General features: G+C 41.0%; 23 protein-coding genes and 1 riboswitch. All 23 genes read right to left on the bottom strand.

Going from position 1 to position 22,527, the window contains the following annotated elements; all coding sequences use genetic code 11:
• Positions 1-135: 135 nt before the first annotated feature.
• On the bottom strand, positions 136-1,410 hold the full coding sequence (locus SWP_RS13000; protein ID WP_020912972.1) for an ABC transporter permease: 1,275 nt from the start codon (positions 1,408-1,410) through the stop codon (positions 136-138).
• Complete coding sequence (locus SWP_RS13005; RefSeq protein ID WP_420804970.1) at positions 1,407-2,567, bottom strand: efflux RND transporter periplasmic adaptor subunit; 1,161 nt, start codon at positions 2,565-2,567, stop codon at positions 1,407-1,409. Before SWP_RS13005 ends, SWP_RS13000 begins: the two co-directional genes overlap by 4 nt.
• A 65-nt stretch (positions 2,568-2,632) precedes the next feature.
• Positions 2,633-3,799 carry an efflux RND transporter periplasmic adaptor subunit gene (locus tag SWP_RS13010; RefSeq protein ID WP_020912974.1) on the bottom strand — a complete coding sequence of 389 codons (1,167 nt, stop codon included), beginning with the start codon at positions 3,797-3,799 and terminating at the stop codon, positions 2,633-2,635.
• Positions 3,796-4,836 (bottom strand): HlyD family secretion protein, encoded by a 1,041-nt coding sequence (locus tag SWP_RS13015; protein WP_020912975.1) that lies wholly within the window; start codon positions 4,834-4,836, stop codon positions 3,796-3,798. Before SWP_RS13015 ends, SWP_RS13010 begins: the two co-directional genes overlap by 4 nt.
• Entirely contained in the window at positions 4,826-5,512 is a 687-nt protein-coding gene (locus tag SWP_RS13020; RefSeq protein WP_020912977.1) for an ABC transporter ATP-binding protein, read from the bottom strand. Before SWP_RS13020 ends, SWP_RS13015 begins: the two co-directional genes overlap by 11 nt.
• A gap of 388 nt (positions 5,513-5,900) precedes the next feature.
• Positions 5,901-6,290, bottom strand: coding sequence for a hypothetical protein (locus SWP_RS13025; RefSeq protein ID WP_020912978.1), 390 nt, complete (start codon positions 6,288-6,290; stop codon positions 5,901-5,903).
• A 138-nt stretch (positions 6,291-6,428) separates the two neighbouring features.
• A complete protein-coding gene (locus tag SWP_RS13030) occupies positions 6,429-6,833 on the bottom strand; it encodes a hypothetical protein (protein WP_020912979.1) in 405 nt (134 codons plus the stop codon).
• Between the two features lie 135 nt (positions 6,834-6,968).
• A complete protein-coding gene (locus SWP_RS13035; RefSeq protein WP_020912980.1) occupies positions 6,969-7,574 on the bottom strand; it encodes a GNAT family N-acetyltransferase in 606 nt (201 codons plus the stop codon).
• A 134-nt stretch (positions 7,575-7,708) separates the two neighbouring features.
• On the bottom strand, positions 7,709-8,257 hold the full coding sequence (locus SWP_RS13040; RefSeq protein ID WP_020912981.1) for an NAD(P)H nitroreductase: 549 nt from the start codon (positions 8,255-8,257) through the stop codon (positions 7,709-7,711).
• A 110-nt stretch (positions 8,258-8,367) separates the two neighbouring features.
• On the bottom strand, positions 8,368-8,961 hold the full coding sequence (locus SWP_RS13045) for an HvfX family Cu-binding RiPP maturation protein (RefSeq protein WP_020912982.1): 594 nt from the start codon (positions 8,959-8,961) through the stop codon (positions 8,368-8,370).
• 100 nt (positions 8,962-9,061) lie between these two features.
• Positions 9,062-9,904, bottom strand: a complete 843-nt coding sequence (locus SWP_RS13050) for a DUF6279 family lipoprotein (RefSeq protein ID WP_044555910.1) — start codon at positions 9,902-9,904, stop codon at positions 9,062-9,064.
• Between the two features lie 140 nt (positions 9,905-10,044).
• On the bottom strand, positions 10,045-11,073 hold the full coding sequence (locus SWP_RS13055; RefSeq protein WP_020912984.1) for a phosphotransferase: 1,029 nt from the start codon (positions 11,071-11,073) through the stop codon (positions 10,045-10,047).
• Positions 11,074-11,730, bottom strand: coding sequence for a nicotinamide riboside transporter PnuC (pnuC, locus tag SWP_RS13060; protein WP_044555911.1), 657 nt, complete (start codon positions 11,728-11,730; stop codon positions 11,074-11,076).
• A gap of 98 nt (positions 11,731-11,828) precedes the next feature.
• Positions 11,829-12,089: a hypothetical protein gene (locus SWP_RS13065; protein WP_044555912.1), complete on the bottom strand. Its 261-nt coding sequence runs from the start codon at positions 12,087-12,089 to the stop codon at positions 11,829-11,831.
• 56 nt (positions 12,090-12,145) lie between these two features.
• Positions 12,146-14,332, bottom strand: a complete 2,187-nt coding sequence (locus SWP_RS13070; RefSeq protein ID WP_020912987.1) for a TonB-dependent receptor — start codon at positions 14,330-14,332, stop codon at positions 12,146-12,148.
• A gap of 51 nt (positions 14,333-14,383) precedes the next feature.
• Positions 14,384-14,514: riboswitch (TPP riboswitch) on the bottom strand.
• Positions 14,515-14,634: 120 nt separating this feature from the next.
• Entirely contained in the window at positions 14,635-15,024 is a 390-nt protein-coding gene (locus SWP_RS13075) for a YcfL family putative periplasmic lipoprotein (RefSeq protein ID WP_020912988.1), read from the bottom strand.
• Between the two features lie 51 nt (positions 15,025-15,075).
• On the bottom strand, positions 15,076-15,546 hold the full coding sequence (locus SWP_RS13080; RefSeq protein ID WP_020912989.1) for a PaaI family thioesterase: 471 nt from the start codon (positions 15,544-15,546) through the stop codon (positions 15,076-15,078).
• Positions 15,539-16,042, bottom strand: coding sequence for a PaaI family thioesterase (locus tag SWP_RS13085; RefSeq protein ID WP_020912990.1), 504 nt, complete (start codon positions 16,040-16,042; stop codon positions 15,539-15,541). The genes SWP_RS13080 and SWP_RS13085 overlap by 8 nt, the downstream gene beginning before the upstream one ends.
• Positions 16,039-16,395, bottom strand: coding sequence for a purine nucleoside phosphoramidase (gene hinT, locus SWP_RS13090; RefSeq protein ID WP_020912991.1), 357 nt, complete (start codon positions 16,393-16,395; stop codon positions 16,039-16,041). The genes SWP_RS13085 and hinT overlap by 4 nt, the downstream gene beginning before the upstream one ends.
• A 250-nt stretch (positions 16,396-16,645) precedes the next feature.
• Positions 16,646-17,281 carry a LuxR C-terminal-related transcriptional regulator gene (locus SWP_RS13095; protein ID WP_020912993.1) on the bottom strand — a complete coding sequence of 212 codons (636 nt, stop codon included), beginning with the start codon at positions 17,279-17,281 and terminating at the stop codon, positions 16,646-16,648.
• Between the two features lie 670 nt (positions 17,282-17,951).
• Positions 17,952-19,094, bottom strand: coding sequence for a tetratricopeptide repeat protein (locus tag SWP_RS13100; RefSeq protein ID WP_187148499.1), 1,143 nt, complete (start codon positions 19,092-19,094; stop codon positions 17,952-17,954).
• A gap of 80 nt (positions 19,095-19,174) precedes the next feature.
• The gene (locus SWP_RS13105; protein ID WP_020912995.1) at positions 19,175-21,013 is read right to left on the bottom strand and encodes a bifunctional protein-serine/threonine kinase/phosphatase; all 1,839 of its coding nucleotides are present in this window, start codon (positions 21,011-21,013) and stop codon (positions 19,175-19,177) included.
• Positions 21,014-21,029: 16 nt separating this feature from the next.
• Entirely contained in the window at positions 21,030-22,511 is a 1,482-nt protein-coding gene (locus tag SWP_RS13110) for a NarK family nitrate/nitrite MFS transporter (RefSeq protein WP_020912996.1), read from the bottom strand.
• Positions 22,512-22,527: the final 16 nt, after the last annotated feature.

The raw sequence follows: 22,527 nt of genomic DNA on the forward strand, positions 1-22,527 counted from the left end.
AGTAAAGTGAGTTCTATTCACTTTCAGCTATTGCCCTACCAAGAATAATCATTAGATCAGAATCAATAAAAGTAAACAAAGGGGAGTCATACCATTTCACCCCCCTTAGCTTTAAGCAGTTTGAAACAGCGCAGCTTAATCCCTTTGCAAAGCAACAATAGGGTCAAGTTTGGCTGCTTTTTTAGCAGGATATAATCCAAAACCGACACCGATGGTCATACAAACGCCCAACGCGAGGATAATAGCAAATGGTGACCAAGCTACAGGCCAACCTGCTGCAGAAGAGATAACTAGCGCCAACAATAGCCCAACGCCAATACCAATAATGCCCCCGGTTGCAGAGATTGCGATACTCTCAATTAAAAATTGTCGCGCAATATCCTTTCGTTTAGCGCCTAACGCTCTTAAGAGACCGATCTCACCTGTTCTTTCTAGGATGGTTGCCAACATAATATTCATAATGCCAATGCCCCCCACAAGCAAGGAGATCCCAGCAACACAGGCCATAACGATATTAAATATCTGTTGAGTCTTCTGATGTTGAGCCAGTAAATCGGCAGGTACAACAACATCAAAATCTTTCTCACCGCCATGACGACGATTTAAAAGGTGCTGCAAGCTTTTAGATGCTAACGTCGGATCGACTCCATCAACTAGCGCTAATTTAAAGGAATCCAATTCATCCTCTAAATGCTTAAATTGCATCTTTTTTAACGCTGTGCTCAGTGGGATAAAAACCTGATTACGCTCGCCGCCTAACTTAACGCCTTGAATCGTTGACTTGGTGCCCTCTTTTTCAGATAGCACTCCAACAACCGTAAACCATTGGTGATTCACTTTAACTAAGCTACCAATTGCATTGCCTTGTGGAAATAGACTTTGAGCTGCTTCAGGACCAAGTACTGTCACCTGTTGAAAATGTGATTCGTCTAATTGGTTTAGCCTGCGCCCTTCGCCTAGATCTAAAGCACTTAAATCGAAGTAGCTTGGCGTTACGCCTAAGACCTTAGCGTCGCTGCGCCCTTTTAGACTAAACAAACTAAATACTTTAACGTTCTTTTCTGCGCTCCAATTTTCAACAAAAGGTAATGTATCGGTCGCGCTATCAATATCCCTAAGACTTAATCCAACACTATGCTCACGCACTGACTTTAGCGCTTCCCCTTCAGTCGCTCTTGCATTAACAACAAGGTTATTCACTCCCATTGATTCAATCATTTTCAGCGCTTCGCGCTCAGCGCCTTCACCGACGCTGAGCATAGCAATCACCGCACCAACACCAAAAATCATTCCAAGAAGAGTAAGCAGTGTGCGCAATTTATGATGGCGCATCTCATCGAATGCTTGCTTTATACCATCTAAATATATCGAGAGGCTTACTGATGGTGCCGTTGGTCTATTACCCGTCATACTCGATTCCTTTTCGGCGGTGTTGTTAAGGCGATCGTGTCACCTTTTTTGAGCCCATCGTTAATAACCGTACGATTTAAACTGCGATTACCAGGCTGTACCTTTTGCTTAATAAATCCTGCAGATGTCTTTAGATAGACCCAGTACTTACCGGATTTTTGGAATAATGCCTGATTAGGTACAGTAATAACATTTTGAAGATCAAGCGCATGCACACTGGCCTTAACTTGCCTTCCCGGTTGCATAACTTCTACAATTGTTTTATCTATGCTGACTGTCAATTCAAAATAATTAACAGGACTGTCTTTCTCTTTCGCTTTAGACAATGCATCTAGCTGAGAGACTTCACCAATGATCGGCATATTTGGATAAGCATCAAGATACAGAGTCACCGGCTTACCTATTGCTAATCCCAATGCTTCAGATTCCAACACGTATAACTTCGCTTGCATTTTCGATGTATCAGGTAACGTACCGATGGTCATTCCTGACCACATCATATCGCCAGCTACTGGCGGCACGCCATTCCAACCTTCCTGCGCAACAAAGACTCCATCGTGAGGTGCGATGATTTGCATTTGATTGAGATTATTGGAGTATCGCGACATTTTAGCTTGATGACCCTTTTGCTTAAGCTTAATTAGCTCTTGCTCTGCATCCGCCTGAGAGCCATGTTGACCGAGCCCCCAATTATAGAAGGTCATTTTGGCTTCTAAGTAATCTTGATTACGCATTTGATCAATAATGTCTATTTTAGTATAAACTCGTTCATCCTCACTAAAGAAGCGGTCTGCGAGCTCACGCTCCTCCCCCGTCAGCTTAGTGTCCGTTGTTAGGGTCTTATCTATGGTTTTATCTTTTTCTGTTTGGATCTGACTGTCTAAGCTTAAGCGGTCAAAATCGAGCTTTTCCATTTCCAACCGGTAGCTTTCTCTTGTTGAGTCCATAGTAGCAACTACATCACCAGCTTTTACATTGCTAAAATTATCCATGATCCACGCTAAAGATTGCGGTCCCCTAAGGCCTGACGGTACAGTCACTGTCGTCGAATTAGCAGCCTCTAGTTCTCCAGATGCTGGTATATCGACTTTAAAATCAGCAGCTACGATTTCAAGCGTCAGCACACCATCACTCTTTTGTTGATTGCAGCCCATCATTATTACTAATAGGAAGCTGCTAACCACGGCACCTATCACTGTGCGTTTGTTTATTAGTGAATTAATCATGGTAGCAATACCTCATCGCCTTCATTTAAACCTGATGCTATTACTACCTGCTCTTTGCCCATAGCCCCCAAGGACACAAACTGTTTACTGTTACTAAATAACCCAGGCGTGTAGACGTATGCATTTCCTCGCTCATAATGCACTGCATCGAGCGATACCAGTAGTTGCTCGGTATTATTGGCGATATCAATACTAATTTTTGCCGTCATACCAGGCCTCATCAGCTCAGTATCCGTCTCTTGAATACTAGCTACAGCATCAAATATCACTAAAGGAACATCTTGGTTTTTGACTCTAAATACGGCGCCAAGCTCTTTTATTTCTCCGTTGAAGCTTCTTTCTGGGTTGGCATCTAAACGAATTTTCAGTTTTTGACCAACTTTAACTCTACCGGCTTCAACTTCAGGAATTGTCATATTGACTTGCATATGCTTAAGATCTGGAATGCTCAATAGGGTATCGCCATTAAACACATTCTGCCCCTCGGCGACTTTATTCCCTTGTTGGTCATTGCCGTAAACCACCATGCCGCTGCGCGGTGCGATTATTGTGAGAGACTGAATGCCTTTTTGAAGTGCTGCGACTTCCAGTTCAAACTTCTGTTTATCTCCTTCAAGCATTTTCACCCTTTGTTCTGCACTCAGGCTCTCTAGTTCGATCTTCTTATGAATTAAGCCCACTCTATCTGTAGCAATAATGGCATCGCGTTGGTATTTCTTCTTGTCGATTACAGAAACTGTTTCATCAGAGATATCGACTTTAAGTTGGCTTTTCTCTTGATTCATTATTGCTTCGGCAAGCTCAAGCTTTAACTCCTGTAACTTTTTTGCATTACGCAACTTTGAAGTTTCAAGATCTTGGAGTGTCGTTTCTAAATTCGCACTTTTAACTGATAGTCGCTGCGCAAGTTCCGAAGTATCAAGCTGAGCAACGCGATCGCCTTCGCTTACATCACTGCCTTCTGGTGCTAACATTTTTATTTGATATTGCCACACCCGCCTAATCGCTGGCGGTTTTAGACTAACAGTATTGGACGATACCAACTCGCCCGTCACCTCTATCTGCTGACTCAATACACCGGATTCAATTTGGGTGACAGCTGAGTCAGAGCAGCCAACTAACAAAGCGCTTATCAAGGATACCGCAACTAAAGTACGCTTCATGTTGTACTCCCAATAGGTTCGACTAACACACTCATTCCAGGAATGATCTTTACTCTGTCATCGCTAGTAAAGGTTATTTCAACTCTAAACCAATTGCTGCTGCCCCAAGCTGTTTGCTTTGTTGCTTGGCGGCTAATGCCCTGAATAGCGCCACTAAGAGAGGTGCTTGGCTGCGAGTCCAGTCTCAGACTGACTGCATCACCAATTTTCAACCTATCAACATCAACTTCATTGACCCAAGCAATCACCTCAAGTTCTTTCATCGCTGGAATAGTAGCCACCTGTCGGCCTATTTGCACCGAATCTCCGACTGCAAATTTTTTATCAGACCAAGGATCTCGTCCATACAGAATAGGACCATTGATAGTAGAGGTGATCTCTAACTGGTCTAATCCTTTAAGTGATTGCTCTAACTCTTTTAACGCGCGCGTTTTATCAATATGTAGCTGAGCGATTGATGCCACTCTTTTATCTGTTATCTCTTTTAAAGACTGGACTTTCTTTGACAGTTCAGAATTCGCCTTAAGTTTATTAAACTGATTGTCGGCATAGTCTTTAGCCGCGATATATTTGGCAGGGATCCCAGCATCCAAATCTGCTTTCTCAAGTTCTAATCTCGCTTGCTTTAAATCAAATTCGGCTTGTAAAATCTGTGCATCAAGCTCTATCGACTGACTTTGTTCTTGAGCGGTCACTCTTAATAAGCTCGCCTCTAACTGCTCTATTTTATTAGCGATGGCGCTCTTATCAAAAATGACAACCACTTCGCCTGTTTTAGCAATATTGCCTTCGGGTAACATCCACTGGATCTGATAACGCCAAGCATCCCCAGCTTTTGGCACCATAATAGCTTGCGATACTACCGACGAAACCTTGCCCGTTAATAGTAAAGGCGATAGCGTGGAAGCTAAGTTAAGCCGCGCATCACTTGATATTACTTCAGTTGTTGATGGCAATTCATTGGCAATGACAATATTGGAAGTAAAGGTCAACAATAAATAGAGTGCTGTTGAACCTATCATAGCTTTAAGCTGCATTGGTTGCCCTCTCCTCAATTTCAACAATATCACCATCTCTCATGCGGATAATCCGTTGAGCATAAGCCGCCACTTCCTCTTCATGGGTGACCAAGATAATCGTTTGTCCAGCCTTATGTAATTCAGTAAACAACGCCATAATCTCGACTGACGTTTTACTATCTAGTGCACCAGTGGGTTCGTCTGCGAGCAAGATTGCCGGATTGTTAACCAAAGAGCGCGCTATAGCGACTCGTTGTCTCTGCCCGCCAGAGAGTTGATTTGGCCTGTGGTCATGTCGAGTGCCAAGACCCACTCGCGACAACAATTCAAGGGCATAACTTGAGTCTTGCTCTGGGTTTGCGGAGAACCTCAACGGCAGTAATACATTTTGTAAGGCTGATAAGCGTGGCAATAGATGAAAACTTTGAAATACAAATCCAATCTCTTTATTTCTGACAGCTGACAGGGCGTCATCATCAAGATCTTCAACTTCCTGATTATTTAGGCTATAACCACCTGATGTTGGCTTATCGAGACAACCGATAATGTTCATTAAGGTAGACTTACCTGAGCCTGAAGGCCCCATAATCGCAACGAATTCATTTTTAGCGATACTAAAACTTACTCCATTGAGTGCTTTTACACATGTATCACCCATGGGATATTCTTTTTTTAATTCATGAACTTCTATCATAATAGCGCTCTTTTATAGCAAAAAACCTGCCTGACTAACGACCTATAATACAACTAAAGGCACAATAAAATAGCCAAGACTTTGACAAAAATATGTAAGTTAACGTGATATTTTCAAACTATCAAACGGTAGGATAATACTTGAGCATTGAAGGTGAGAGCTGCTGAAACTTTGGTAACAAAGGTAAACTTGTTTTAATCACTACTGGCATGGTTCATCCTGATTTTGTCGTTTCATTCCATTTGAAACAATTTTTATTATGCTAATAACCTACTGTTCTTGAATCTGAAAAACAAGAGTTTGGTGGATTAAAACAATGCAAATAATTCATGTTTTCTAACATATGGGTATTTGGTTCGCTTATGTTTTGCTCTCGGTAAATCTTTCACTAAGTTAAAATCGCACCGAGTATGGTCGATATTGATATACTCAGAAAGAATATCCATTGAAACAAATGTTTAAATGGTCTTTCTAGATCGCTCATAAAGCCAATATATATCTGCCAAATAGCAAATAAACCAAAGTTAAGTGCGATAAAAACCAACATGCCAAAGCTATGCATCTGCGACACGGCCTCAAAAGCACAAGCTAAAAGTATCAAAGTCGATAAAAGCAGGAAGATTGAAATATAGTGAAACACACAATACATGCTGGTTTTAGCAACGGGATCAAAATCAGCATGTAGCATCGGTGCTAAAAACTGGCGTTTGCCGTATGTTAGATGCCCGACACTGGTCAATGCCGCGAGTCCCCCTGCAAACAAAAAGTAGAAATTCATCCCACGTCCCAATCCTATTTAGTATGTAAAAGGCTCTGCTAGTAAAGATAGTTTACTATTTGGCACAAGTCTTAGTGTATAAGACAGAGAGTATCGCGCTAATCTTACAAAAAAAGAGAGCTTCAGCTCTCTTTTTTATTACATCGTTGCCATTGTCCAATAATCGAGCCGCTGCTCAGGCTGGCTAATCACCACTTTGCATTTTTCTTTATATTTCCCCATCAATGGCCCTAAGCTTTTTGAGTTAGGCATTGATGCTTTATGCTGCTTCGTCGCGGCAAGAACGGCTTCATTAACATATTCTTCAGTTTGATACTTATTAGCTATTGCAACCGCTTGTTCGCCAGAAACTTTTAATCTATCACCCACAGCTTGCATCTGTGGCGCATTCATTGCTGCTATCGCATTTGCAGCTATCTGATAATATGCTGCGCACTCTGTTAACTCTTTAGTAAGCGCATCTTCAGCATCTCCTGCGGCGGCGTTAAAAGCGAGGAGCCCAATGGACAGTGCCAGCATTTTTGGCGAAATTGTTCCTGACATTAAAATAATCCTTTTTTATAATCGTTCGATTTAACTATTTCTACTTTAGCTTTCATTTAATATCAAGAGGAACAGTAAAAAACATGCCAATTCATTATTGGTGAGAATGAGACAAATTTCTACATTATCAATCAACTATGACTGAACACCCACCTGAAGCTTGGCCTGTAACCCTTTTTTCACGTCACTCCATTCTGAATCAATAATTGAATAGACCACAGTATCTCTTATGGTGCCATTAGCTAATATCTGATGATTTCGCAAAATGCCATCTTGGTTAGCACCTAAGCGGCAAATAGCCTGACGTGACACTTCGTTATGTATATGTGTACGAAATTCAACCGCTATTACATCCAAAGTTTCAAACGCATAGCATAATAACAACAGTTTGCACTCGGTATTGACCGCTGTACGTTGAACACTTTTTGCATACCATGTATGGCCTATTTCTAAACGGCGATGACTTTGTTGCCAGTGGCAGATCCTCGTACAGCCTACAATCTCTCCGGAATGGCGATCTCTAACAGCAAAGGCAAGCGATTCTCCTTTTTGTTCATCAGATAGCGCTTGCTTGATATAGTCATTCATATCTTCGGGACTCGGGACCTTGGTATACCAAAGTTGCCACAAGTCACCATCACACACCGCAATACTCAATGCGGGGGAATGTGCTAACGTTAAAGGCTCTAAAACAACATGTTCACCCACTAGCGCGTTGTTTCTCACTTCTTGTGCGTTCACCTCAACCTCCTTTGTCTTTTTTTTCACTAACTTAGCATGATTAATCAAGCAAGATAAATACAATCTACAGGCCTACATTTTCGGTTTATTTAGCCTTAAGCGCATTAGTCACTATTTCTTTGCCTAATGATTTGCTAAATATACCGCGCAAAATTTGATCCGGCTTTTGTTGGCTTTATGTTTGCTTTTAGTGCCGCGGTACCTAGATATAAAAATCCAACAATCTGATCTGTTGCATCAAGGCTTAAGGATTGATGCACATTTCTATCGAAGGCTAACGCACCAGTACGCCAAATAGCACCAAGTCCTTGGGCAAATGCAGCCTGCTGCATTGCCATTGCTGCACAACCAGCAGCAAGATGTTGTTCAAATTCAGGAACCTTGGGGTGTTGTTTTACTTTAGCAATCACTGTGATGACCATAGGCGCTCTTAATGGCATATTCTTGGTCTTAGCGATAAGCTCTTCCTCAGCACCATTTAGCTGAGAGGCTTTTGCAAAAATAGCTCCAAGTCTCTCAAGCCCGTCACCAGTCGCAATAATAAATTCCCAAGGTGTTAAACCTGCATGATCAGGAACGCGTGCCCCTGCATCCAAAATATTCTTAAGTTGCTCATCCGTAGGAGCTGGAGCAATAAGGCGTGGGGTAGATTGTCTCGTCAATAAAAGCGTTAATGCGTCCAACAGATTGTCCTTAAAACTGTGAAAAATACCTAACTACGTTGAGAGTAGCAAGCCCATAAAAAAAATCCCACCTATTTGGTGGGAATTAATAAAAGGTTCAGTTTCAGCTATTAAACAATCTGGTTTCTCTTTGCGATATAATAATCAAGACTTGTATAGCGGCCTCCCCCCATAAAGATCAGCGCCATCAACATAAACAGGTACGTAATCGCAAACTCGATTCCGTTGTTTAATACAACAAAATTGCCTGAACTGGTCAACCATTCATAATTGCCATTCTGTTGTAAAATTTCCTTTGCTTTGTCGAGCTTCTCAGCTGACGCCAATACGCTTTCATTGGCGAGCCAAGAACTGGCATCAGCAATAGCTAACCAACCATTGTCCCAATGCACAGCAAAAGCGGCAACTAACATGGTAAACGACAACGGAATAGCAATCAGACGTGTCGCTAACCCTAATATTAATAGCCCGCCACCGACAAATTCGGTACCCGCTGCCAAGACGACCATTAACTCTGGAAATGGCAAACCGAGACCCCAGTCAGGATTACCAAACCATGCAGCCGTATCGCTAAAGTGTGATAGTTTATTGTAACCAGCCTGCATGAGTACTGGCGCCAAATATAACCTCAGTGCAAGTGGTGCAATCCCTTCTGCGTAGCGTATAGTGTTCAAAAACTTTTGATACAGTTGTGCAAGTTGCATGTCATTCCCTCTTATATTCTATTGAATCAATAGACCCTAACAACAATAACAATCTTTCATCAGTCATCAATTAAGCTAAACCATAACGATAATATGAGCACTAATCTTCTTGGCTAATTTCAGTAAGCTCTGTAATGAGTGTATTCAATTTTTCATTAAACCGCTGTTTTTGTTTGCTGCTTGCGAGTTTTTCTATATTGATTAAGAGCTCTCCAAAGTTTTTGGAGTTATTCTCAAGCACAGCTTTGTAAGCTTTGGATTTTACCGTTTCAGGTTGAGTCATTAATAAGCTTAGGCTATGAGAAAGCGCGACTTGGTTACGGCGATTTTTTAAAGCTTGAGAAAATAGACGGATCCAATCGTGGCGATACTCTAGCCACATGTCTAATGTGCCGCTGCGGGCAGTATTGTAATCGTGTATAGCCGCTATTTGAGTTGGAGTGAGCTTGCCCATCCACTTCTGAATTCGTTTCTCAATGCGCTCATCAGCCATCTTTACAAGTGCCGCTTGGTCCTTACCTAAGTACTTTTCATTAAGTTCTTTTTCTTCAGCTCTTAACTGAGCGATAATTTGCTCTACTTGTTCATCAGAAAATGAACTGATAATTGGCACTATCGATGGTTCAACAAAATCAAACACTCTAGACCAGTGTGATTTTGCAGAAACAACGTGGTCATTCCAAGATTGTAGGGTAAAGCTTTGATTATTAAATTCTGCTAATAACTGAGACAGTTGAGCTTGATAACGGGGGAGTTCTTGAGTGCGATGCCAAACTAAAAATTCATCTAGTGCGACTTCAAACTGCTGCTGTTGCTCAACATTTAACGTGACATACTCTTCTAGTTTCCACTCGATAGCCCAGTCGAGAAAATAGTAACCAACCTTAGTGGAACAGCCAGCAAACATAATAAGAATAAACAGCCATAAACATAGTTTTTTCACCGATTACTCCATTAGGATGCTTTCACCTAGCATAGAGCATGGTTTGGTTTATGGTCTAGTAACAAAATGTATAACCGTTTTAGGCTTTGTTAATCATGCCTAAGCAACCATTAAATATAAATGATGCCGCTCAAAAACGCTTAAGAACAGCTACCGATTAATGTCTGATATTGACTAGCACAAGCTAAATAACTCTTAGCCTGCTTAATTTTGACTGTGTCTGCATTGGGCTTTCCATCTAGCATCATGCTATCGGAGGCCATTTGCAGTGCCCAACAAACGGCAAATACCCAATAGAGATCAACCGCTGCTGGTATCGAATCTTGAGCATGATGGTTAAGATTTGGTTGATTATCTAAATAGCTTTCAATTAGCCATTGTCGCTGCTTTGATGACAGTGAGTGGCTCGAAATAACAGAAGCTAGATCGCATAACGGATGAGAGCTACAAGCATATTCAAAGTCGATACAATTGAGCCTGTCTTGCACAACCAGAATATTAAATGGATTTAAATCCCGGTGACTAAATTGGTTTTTAATTAGGCAGCGTTCATGCAAAGAAAGCATTTCTGAAATGACGTCCTCTTGTGCGAGCAACAGATCAAATTGGTGTAACCAAGCCACTGATAAGGAAGAGGAGCTACTGCGCTGAGAGAGCAATTGCTGTTGCATTTGGCTTAAGCGTGAATAATAGATCTGCCATTGTTGTTCTACTGTAATAACATTCTTAGGTATTGGTAACCTTTTTAAACCATTCAGTAATTGCAGTAATAGTTGTTCAGCTTTAGGCCAACTTTCCGCGACATTCGATATAGGGTGCGAGCCATTAGCACTGTTCAGATCACTCCAGCTCCGATTATTGTTTTGTACAAGAAACTGACTCAAATAGAAGTCTTTCTCTGGACTTACATAAACAATATCAGGCGCAAAACCTGCTTCACTGGCATCGCGCCAGGCTGCAATCTCACTGCGTCGGTCACAGATCTGCGTACTAGCCCAACTATTAAGCCTTAATACCCATTCAGACTCACTTTTTTTGCTCGCGTGTATCCCTCGAACATAGTAGTTACGATTGCTCAGCCCTTGAGTTAGCGACGCTATCACGCTTACCTGACTTAGCCCAGCAGCGATAAGATAGTGCGCCAACTCTTGCTTAAGCGATTCACTCACTTAAGCAATTCCTGGTGACAAAGGTATACGGCTTTGCTGAGTGTGCATTTTTTTCCGCCACATTAAGTAACCAAACACCACCATAACCACATAAAAAACAAAGAGTGCAGCAGTTAGCATCAAGCCTTTGCTGACATACAGATAGATAGACACTGCATCAATCACAAACCAGTAAATCCAGTTCTCAAGTACCTTTTTTGCCACTAAGAATGTACTCATTACGGCAAAACATGTGGTTGCTGCATCTAAATAAGGGAAAGAGGCTTGAGTTTGAGTTGCCATAAAGTAACCGATAACAACAGAAATAAAGCTCGTTACAGCAATCAGTTTGATGTGAGTAGACAAGCTCCAAGAAACAATACTAACCCCTTCATGAGCCTTCCCCCCTTTAGTCCACATCCAGTAGCCATAAACCGCCATCGCCATGTAATAAACGTTTAATACCGACTCCATCAGCAAGGAGACTTTCCAAAATAGCACAGTATAAATTGCCGTACTGGTTAATGCTGCAGGCCAACACCAAACGCTGCCTCTCATTGCGAATATGAGGTAAGCCAATGCCAGTAGTACCGCGATAGCTTCCCAGCCAGTAAGTGCTTGAGCATCACTAAATACAGCAGCAAACCCTTCATTAGTCAGTTGCCAAAAATCTACCATGAAACCATATCTCTCTATTAAAAATCTTTTAAAGTAAAAAGTAAAAAGCCACAAAGCATAATGAATACCCTGTGGCTCATTGTTTTTAATACGCTTGTTTATTCACTATGGCTCAAATCTAGCTCGCCACCAATGAACTTACACACAAATACGGCTTTACCCCATTTCTCATGTGCCGCTTCCATCTCTGTAGCCAACATTGCCATCACCTCAGCATATTCACCGCACACTTGAGTCGCCATCGCGTTAGTCACTCGATGGATATTGTTGTAGCTATCGACTCGACCAATAAACCACTTTATAGGATCTAAATAGTTGTCCTGTAATGGATAGCAACTAATCTCTGCTGTTAACTTCATATTGATGACCTTAATATTGATAACGTGTAACAAGGTTTATACTTAATACCCTGTAGTTACATAAACTTAACGTTTACTGTAAGTCCTAACTGACGCGGATCACCATAGCGTATATATTGCTTATCTGCCCAGCCTAAATCTGGTTCATTGCCAAAATAGAAACCTCGCACGCCATATTTTTCATCAAATAGATTACGCCCCCAAAGGTACGCCGACCACATATCAGCTTCATATCCTATTTTGGCATTAAAAATTTGATAGGCGTCAGACTTAGATTCATTACTGTCAGAGTAGTAGAAGTCACTTTTACCGCTTGCATTAACGTTAGCAAACCAACCAGAGTCAGTTCGATAAGTTGCACCGGCGCTGAAAGTAAAGTTTGGCGAATGGGCTAATTCACGGCCAGATAAGTCTACAATGCCACCATACTTATCTTCATACTGATAATCGCCATACTCGGTTTCCAACCAACCCAAACTAGTGTATAGATGTAAATTATCAGTTGCGTACCAATTTGCATCCAATTCAGCACCGTAATTAGATGATGTACCAGCATTCTCAGTGTAAAGAATAAATCGTTGTGGGTTATTTGGGTCTTGTTGTGAAGCAGAAACCTGCTGGTTCTTCCTATCCATATAGAATAACGCAAGGTTTGTGGTTGCATTCCCCTCTAACCACGAAGACTTTAATCCAATTTCATAGTTATACAACGTTTCAGTATCGTACTCTTTTTTATCAGATAATTCTGCCGGCAGAGACATGTTAAAACCGCCAGCTTTATAGCCTTTAGCGACTCTAAAATATGTTTCTTGAGTATCACTCAATGCTTTGCTAATAGCTATATGACCGCCCCACATGTTTTCACTCGGATCGAATTCATCTTTATTGCTGTCACTATACTCACTTTCACGTCGTTCAAGCCTTAGACCGATAGATAGCGCATAATTATTGCCTAAATCTGAGTCAGTTTGAGCAAATATGGCGTAATTTATTGCGCTATATTCTGACTGTAAAACTTCATCAGGGTAACCGTTATATTCCGAATAAAGGTCATTGTCTTCACTCAAATCCATCCCATATAGACCCACGAGCCAGTCTGTTGAATCATTAAAAATTCTGCCCGCATCAGTGGAACTAAACCGGAATTCTTGAGTGACGGTAGTTCTATCGCCTTTTTTGTCCCAAATATAATTATATTCACACGGTATCAGATCAGTTGTACTACCATCTCCGTTGGAGTCATAGTCATCAGTACACAGTTTGCTGCCCCAGTAATCTGGATTTGACCAATCACCATCATATGCGTGTTCATGATCTGTTTTTGCGTAGGAAGTCAGCGAGGTTAACTCAAACATTTCAGCACCTGAATAGGTGATCTTAAAGCCTGTTCCTGTTGTTTGCTGTGTATCCTTTCCAGGTTGATCTGTTTGAGTATCAAAGCCGTTATTATCTAAGGTCCATGCATCATAGCCATTATCATAATCAGCATACATTAGCGTTAAATCGACCTGCAGACTGTTCGTGGCATACCAGCGCAATTTAGCCCGCCCAGTAAACTCATCACGTTTATTGGTATCACTCTCGCCAAGATAGAGGTTATCTCTATAGCCATCTTGCTGGTGTTGTTGTAGCGACACTCGATAGAGTAGGTTTCCAGAGTCTGTCAGTGGACCAGAGCTAAACCCGCTAAAAGTTTGCAAGTTATCATCACCAAGTGAAAACTCGGCACCATTTTCAATTACATCAGTAGGATCGTTACTCTTAAGGTAAATAAGACCGGCTAACGCGTTAGCACCATACTGCGTACCTTGTGGGCCTCGCAGCACTTCAACTTGCTGCAAATCATACATGCTCGAAACCATGCCCAAACCTGATAAGTCAATATCATCAACAATGAAACCTACTGATGAGTTAGGTGCACCTTGATACTCTTCTTGTTCACCTACGCCGCGAATTTGGAAATACTTTGGACGTGAACTACCACCAGACCAGTTAAAGTTAGCAATAGAATTTAAGACGTCTTCGAAGTGCTGTGCACCTTCATCCTCAATCTGTTGCTGATCAATGACGGTTACGCTCGATGGCATTTTATCTAAGCTAGTACCACGAAAATCAGAAGTAACAACCATCACTTCCATATCGTCTGTAGCTGTATCTATGGTGGTTTCAGACTGTGCAGGCTGTGAAATTAGCGCAGACATAACAGCTAGCGCAACAGGAGAATAAACTTTTGGATATAACATAGGACCTCAAATTTTAATTTTGAGATCCGGCAACATAAAGAAGCGATCGGAAAATGAATTGTGGCCCATTCCTACGCCGGTATTAGCCGGATCAGGTTCAAAGGGTTTGTTTTTCAACATCTCAGTTAAGCCTATAAAATTACAACTTTCGCCCTATAGACTTAACACCCCTTGGCACCGCCGATTATACATGAATTTTACAAAACCATGACACCCTTCTTGCGTTACCTGAACGTTTCGCATAAAAAAACGCCAAACCTACTGACGTTTTATTAACATATGTGAGCTTGAGCTCTTAAAACCTAATTTGAAAATGCTTTTCTTACGTACAATTCAAATCGGGTAGCTTTAGCATTTGGTGCAACGGCAGATACTTGCAGTTGTTGCTTGCCATGAAGCTTTATCGACTTCCAACTGACACCTTCATCATCAATTGTCATACCGCTAGTATCGAACCAAGTAAATTTGTACTGTAAGCGTAAATCTGTAGAAACTTTGCTGATAATAGTACCACTCCCCTGAAGAAAACCACCCTCTGGACGAGCTATAACTCTTTGTACTTCGACCTCTTTACCAAAGGTACTGTTATCTATTCGCACTTCACCTTTAGAGCCTGCCATCAGGCCCGCAGTATGTGGTGCACACGCTGTAACAAATAAGACCGTGAACAAGCCTAGGATCAGTTTTTTCATGTTAGCCCCCTGAAATATACTCTTTGATTGTTAATACAAGAATAAGCTAGTTTAATCGATTAAGAAATGTGCTCTTGCGGTTGCGATTAAATGCTTGCGGTTAGTCTGCCAGCAATTAATACTCACATTCGCCACCCGTCGGCCTTGCCGAGTGATCTTACACTCTGCAAAGCTATCTTTATGGTAACCAGCCCTTAAATAATCAATTGAAAAGTCCACAACTTTAGGTACTTTACTGGTTTGCATAAACACCATTAATTGAACGATTGCGGACATCTCCATGAAGCCAGCTATAACGCCTCCATGAAGTGCAGGCAATACTGGATTACCAATATTGTCATCCTTTGCGGGTAGTTTAAATATTAACTCGTCACCAAAGCGATCGACTTCCATGCCAATGAATTTCGCGTAGGGGACATGCTCAAGCAGATGTCCAAAATCATTGAGCTCAGTGGCTTTACGAATAATACTTTTTACATCGAGCTTTGTTTGTTCACACTCATCTGCATTTGGGTTAGTCATTACGTGGTTCCCCCATTAAAGCCTGCCTAAACTCTTCACCCACCATTTCAGGGCTAATACGCATAAATGAACCCACTGCATGAGCGATGGGATCGTCAATTGAGTCTTGGTAAGCTATCGCTCGAGTAAAAGCAACGCTAGATGACAATTTATAGCACTGGGCAAAGCCGTATACAGGTTTAAAAGGCTCAGCAGGTTTCATGTAATCGACTCTAAGATCCAGCGTTGGAGATATCTCTAAAGAGCCAAACTTATCAAAAATAGAGCAAACAACAGCGCAACCACTAGCGGTATCCATTAAGGTTGTGATAACACCACCATGAATGACACCAGTATCTGGGTAACCGATAAGTTGAGTGTCATAAGGAAGTTCAATAAGGACATGTTTGCTACTCCCCTCCAGCACTTTCAGCTTTAATTTTTGGCATTGAGTGAGCTGCGCTACAAATCGACTTGCCATCTCCGTTAGCGGGAAAACATCGGCAGTTTCTTTCATCGATTTTTACTCAACATAGGCCCTAATGAGCGTCCTCCAACTAAATGCATATGAATATGAAACACCTCTTGTCCAGCGTGTTCATTGCAGTTCATAATCAATCGATAACCATCTTCAGCAATTCCCTCTTCTTGCGCTAGCTTAGCCGCAACCGACATCATTCTTCCAAGCGCCTTTTCATCAGATGCTTTTATATCATTTGCTGTAGGGATGAGATGGTTAGGAATGATCAGAATATGGGTAGGAGCTTGAGCACTAATATCTCTAAATGCGGTTACCAGCTCATCTTGAAATAGAATATCTGCGGGGATCTCACGTCGAATAATTTTACTGAATATGGTTTCTTCGGCCACTTTTCTGCCCTCGTTAACATAAGTTATGTACTAGTATACTCGAAAAAGTGCATCAAGCGATTGACGAATTTTTGGCGTACAAACAGCAAAGTAAACTTAGATAAGAGTCATTTTGTAGCGATGAAGGTTAAAATAAACGTCCTTAAAGTCGCCATACATAAAAGCGACAAAAAATATCAACAGCATTGATCAATTCAATCCAAACAGCGCCTTGGTGTAGCGCTGTTGAAACCAACCTAAATCATGCGAATTACAAGACAACTTCATGCATGTTTGTTTGAGCCCATGCGATTGCTTGTCCGCGGCTTGATACACCTATCTTTCTAAAGGCTCTATAAAGATGGGTCTTAATGGTGCTTTCACTTACAAATAATTGATTTGCAATATCAATATTCGTACTGCCAGATCGTAATACCTGCAATACCTCTCGCTCTCTCATTGTCAAAGTATCAGACTCTTCATCTTCTTCAACATCATTCAAATGCGCACGACTAAATTCATCAGGAATTGAGGTTTGTCCTTGAACGATTTTAGACATTCCAATACCGATGCTGTCTAAGGATGCATCAGAGTAGAAAACACCAGCAGTGATATTATTCTGCACCAAAAAACGAGCATCAACTTGCTGAGGGTAGTGTATGAACACAACCCTTACACCACTACGCTCTTTATCCAATTTTTTCTGGATTTGATATGCCTTTTGAATATCTACACTTGAAAGATCGATTAACACAAGACCAACACGATTTTCAGTAAAATTATCAATAATATTATCTGGTGCAACATTATGAATTTTTACTAAAAACTGTTGGGGCCAACGAGTATTAAGCAGATCAACTAATATTTGTGAACGGGTAACCATAACCCAGTGCATAACCTTAAACATCCGACTCTCCATGTTTATCGTATAACAATCCTTGTGTGCATAAGTGTAATACACATTAAAGATAATAAACGAACAAAAAGAATTAAATATTGAAATATTCTAATGTTCAAGATGCTAAGCCTACGTCAGCCTTCAATAGCTACATATGTAGCTAATACAACTATATAGATAGCACTAATGACTGATTCACTAAAATGAATAATATTAAAGTGAAGCTATATAATTACAGAAATAGACATAGAACACTTAGAAATACCAATCGGTCAAACTTAAAATCGATAGTGTAAAAGACAAACCCTACGTCGCAACTCATTGATTTAAACGAACTTACAAGACCGACAAAAAAACAAAGGAGAGATAGATTTATAAAATCGTACTATTCATACTCTTTTAATATATCTTCTGTAAAAAGTATTATTAACTGTATAATAATACTTAGAAACAAAAATATAATTCATACTTTAAGTTTTCTCGTCTCATAATCTCATTCCTTCATGCATTAGAACAAATAGTTATTAATTACAATCTAATTACAGAAGGTTTGCCATCACTTTTTCAGCTGCCGCAATTCTATTTACTATCGTTCAAAAATGTCGGTAAATACAAAAGTAGAGTATTTAATTTAAAAACTCTACTTCATATTAGAATTTGGTGTTAGTTGGAGCATAAGTTAACGTGACTTTAGCCATGCTAGCTTTGCTTGATAACGCTGCTGGTTCTTGGGCAAGTCCGTATAATCGAGTGCTTTGCGCAGGGCTTTTTTGGCCAGCTCCGGTTCATCAAGTTTAAAATGTACCTTTGCTAATTCAAAATACGCTCTATGAAAGTAATATGTGTTATCAATAAATTTGTTTAGGTACACTTTGGCACTTAGGTAGTCTGCAGCGGCTATCGAATCTTGTGCCACTAAATACCATTTATAAGGGCTGGAATCATCTAATTCAAGTAATTGTTTTTTCACTGCTAAGGCTTCAACTATGCGACCTTGGCGAACCAGTAAATAATGATAATTACTCAACAAAGTCACTTTATCTTCTGAAACCTCTAATCCGTATCGATACAAGTTCTCAGCAGTTTGTACATCCCCTAATCGTCGTAAAACAACCGCCAACATATTAATAGATGGCGCATATACCTTGCTAAAAGATAAACTTTTCTTAAGCAATAAATAGGCTAGTGGTAAGTCATCACTGAACAATGCATCCGCAGCTAAATTTCGATATAGCATCGCGAAAAACTCATCAGTATCGATCATTTTCCCACCTCTGTCATAACGATTAGGAAAGTAGTCAATTACTACGCTTTTGCGACCTGAAAACAAAGTGCTGCTTTCATTATTATTAGTCTCATAAAGGAATGATCTAACATGATCTGACGTGACAGAGTATCGGTCTGTTACATCAAGTAAAACAGGCATAGTATGTAAGAGTTGAAATGATATATCGACTTGAAACTCACTGGCAATTGCATAGGTTAAAAGAGCCAAAGACATACAGTTACCTTGGTTGAGCTCAAGCGCCTCTGCAGCACTGTAGTTTTTGCCTTCATAGTTAAAGTTGACTAAGCGTTTTTCAAGAAAATACTTCACCTGTTGAAACGGAAGTAATGTGTTGACGTCACTTTGTAGTTGAAAGCGCTTAAACTCCGCAACTTGCTCAGCAGTTAAAGAAATTAAGCTTTCTGGTTCAGGGATTTCATAATCGCCGACATCCGCTTCATACGCTAATATTGGCATCTGAGCAGGCTGTTTAGTCGGAACAGGCACTGTCTGGCAACCGCTAATAATAAAACATACTAACAATAAGTACTTCATAATTTCCATTTACATTGTTATGTCCATATATTCAAAGATATACCAAGCAGATACTAACTACAACAGTACGATAAACAACCTCAAAATAGAGCAAGTAGCACGACTGCTAACCCAAGAAATACGCTCAATGAGCGCCAAAATAGTAGCGGGTTACGTTCTATTAATGCAGGTTTAGCCATCGAACGTTGCCATGTGTTTACCGGTTCAGTCATTTCAAAGAGCCATTCACTGCAGTCTGCTTGGCGTTGTTGAGGTGTCACACTAAGCGCCTTTTTAAGAGCATCATCCATCCAGATGGGGATCAAAGGGTTAATCTGATAACTTGGAATATACTCAAGCCTTACAAAATCTAATTTGGATTTGCAGGCCTGCTGCTTACCATTAAAAGGTAACTGACCCGTTAGCATTTCAAAAGCGATGACGGCAATAGAGTAGAGGTCAGTGCTTTGAGTCACTTGATAACCAAGAATACTTTCTGGCGCAGAGTAATCGGCTGTTCCTAATAATTGGTCTCGCTCAAGAGGGCTGGAGATCTCAGCAATCCCTTTAATGAAGCACGAGCCAAAATCAATGATTTTAAGCTGGCCATCTTTGGTCAATATCAAGTTGTCAGGTTTTAGATCTTGATGCAAAGTTTCTTTACGGTGAAACGCTCTCACTCCAATTTCCAATTGTTTTAACAGAGCCAACACCTCTTGTATATCTGGCGTCGGGTTATGCTTTATCCATTGGCTTAACAATTGCCCATCGAGGTATTCCGTTAAATAATAAAGCGCAGATTTTTGTTTATCACGCTCAGCGATTGAAACCACATAGGGACTATTAATTCGTTTTCCTATCCAACTTTCTAATAAAAAGCGTTCTATATAAGCTGCATCATCTAGATAGTTAACTGAAGGCGTTTTCATACAGAGTAAATCATCTTGCTGATTGCTGACTAGATAGACTTGGCTTCTTTCGCTTTGATGCAAAACATCTACCACTGTATATCCGTCGAGCTTCATGCCAACACTTAATGGCGGTGGAAAAGGCAACCTAGACAAATGCTGATACACTTCATCAATAGTTTGCTCTGGTAAGGAGTCAATACATAGTAACTGACAACTAACATTGTCTTGGGAACCAGAATTGAGGGCTGAATCGACTAATTCATGGCAAAATCTATCACACTTTTCGTCAGTGGAATGCTTGCTGGAACGACTACTTTGTTGAGTTTGACTAAATAGCGCTAATTTCTGCTCTACTTCAAAGTCTGTTACTACATCATGCACACCGTCAGTCGTTAGCAGATATAAGTCCCCCTCCTCTAGCGCTAACATACGATAGTCCACCTCAACATTGACATCTAACCCCAGAGCTCGGGCAAGATAACGCTGATTATTTCCTACTATACTGGTGTGATCTTGACTTAGCTTGTCCAATGTACCATTACGGTAGCGGTAAACTCTTGAATCACCCACATGAAAAAGATGCATATGACGTGATTTAAAAACCAATGCACTTAAGGTGCAGACGTAGCCTCTGCGAGCATCTCGATAATCTTGTCCCAACCCATAAAGCCAACGATTCAGCGCTGTTAATACTTGAGTACTTGATTTCTGTACTGACCAGAGATCCGGTGTTGAGTAATAGTCAGCAAGAAAATTGCTTATGCTGATAGCGGATGCCGCTGCGCCTGCCTCAGCAGTACTCACCCCATCACTGATAGCTGCAACAACGCCCTTCGTCGTTAACATTAGACCACTGGGAATACGGATCCCAATGGCATCTTCATTGGCCGTTTTAACGCCTTTATCAGAATACTGACCAGCCTTAATGACTAAACAGTGCTTTGGCTTGTGGCCTTCAATATCATGACTCGTTGTCAATGATGATATTGTGTCATTTAAGTCATTCTCAACCATAACCTTTGCAATCATACTCACCGTTCCCCTTCTAATTCACGCTTATTAGGGTTACTTCCCCCTTTTCGTTCACTTCGGCAATATGGCCTTTTGGCTCCGTCATTAAAAACACGGTTAAAAAGCCAACTAGAGCACTCACCGCAATAACATAGAAAAAGGTTTGCGTAGATACCATAGAGTAAACAGTCAAGAAAAATACAGCGCCAACATTACCGTAAGCGCCCGTCATGCCAGCGATCTGTCCAGTTAAACGACGCTTAATTAGCGGTACAGCTGCAAATACAGCCCCCTCACCTCCTTGTACAAAGAAAGAACATGCCATTACCATAATAATGGCAAAGGGTAGCGCCCAAGTTGCATTAATTTGCGCCACACCAAAATATCCAATTGCTAGCCCAGCAGTTAATATCAGCAAGGTAGATTTACGACCAAAACGGTCACTAAGCCACCCCCCTCCAGGTCGGGACATTAAGTTCATAAAAGCATATGAGGATGCGACTAAACCAGCCTGAGCTAATCCTAAACCGAATGTTTCAGCGAAAAAAAGAGGTAACATTGACACCACTGCCAACTCTGAACCAAATGTAGAGAAGTACAGAACATTAAGAACCGCTACCTGCTTAAACTCGTAGCGTTCAAATTCAGGAACCATCCCCGCAAACACTTGCTTATTAACTTGATAGGTTTGATAAATATCGACGATTAAAACTAAGCAAAGTAGCGCATAGATACCATAAACGACTTGATGACTAAACATGCTAACTCCCGCAGGAGATAGCTTCCAACCAAGCAGTGCGAGCGTGGCGTACATGGGTAATTTCATCACCAATAAAAGTACAAAATCGCCTTTACTGGTTACTTCAAGTGCACCTGCTTTTTTGGGTTTGAAATAAGTTGATCCTTTAGGCGTATCTGTCACATTGAAATAGTAAATAAATGCAAAAGCTAAACTCAACAATCCAGTTAAAGCAATAGCATAGCGCCAACCGTCAGCACCACCAAATGCAAGTGCAACTGCGGGCAGAGTAAAAGCTGCGGCGGCAGAGCCAAAGTTCCCCCAGCCACCATATATCCCCTCAGCAGTGCCTAACTCTTTTGCCGGAAACCACTCACTCACAATACGAATGCCAACCACAAAACCAGCACCGATAAACCCAAGTAAGAATCGCGCTAGCGCCAACTGCTCAAACGTTGTCCCGAGTGCAAACATAAAGCACGGAATGGAGCAAATCCCCAACAGCAAAGAGTAAACAAGTCTTGGTCCATACTTATCAGTGACCATGCCTATCAGCACTCGTGCGGGAATGGTTAACGCTACATTAAGAATTAGCAGAGTTTTTATCTGTGATTGACTCAAACCAATACTTTCTGCAATAACGCTTAACAGAGGAGCGGCATTAAACCAAACCATAAAGGTGATAAAAAACGCCATCCAGCTCAAGTGCATCACTTTCATCTTTCCTGAAAAAGAAAAAAGGTTAAATCCAGCCTCAGCTGTATTCTTGCTAGTCATACTTTTCTCCTCATCC

It is taken from the genome of Shewanella piezotolerans WP3 (assembly GCF_000014885.1).
Taxonomy (GTDB): Bacteria; Pseudomonadota; Gammaproteobacteria; order Enterobacterales; family Shewanellaceae; genus Shewanella; species Shewanella piezotolerans.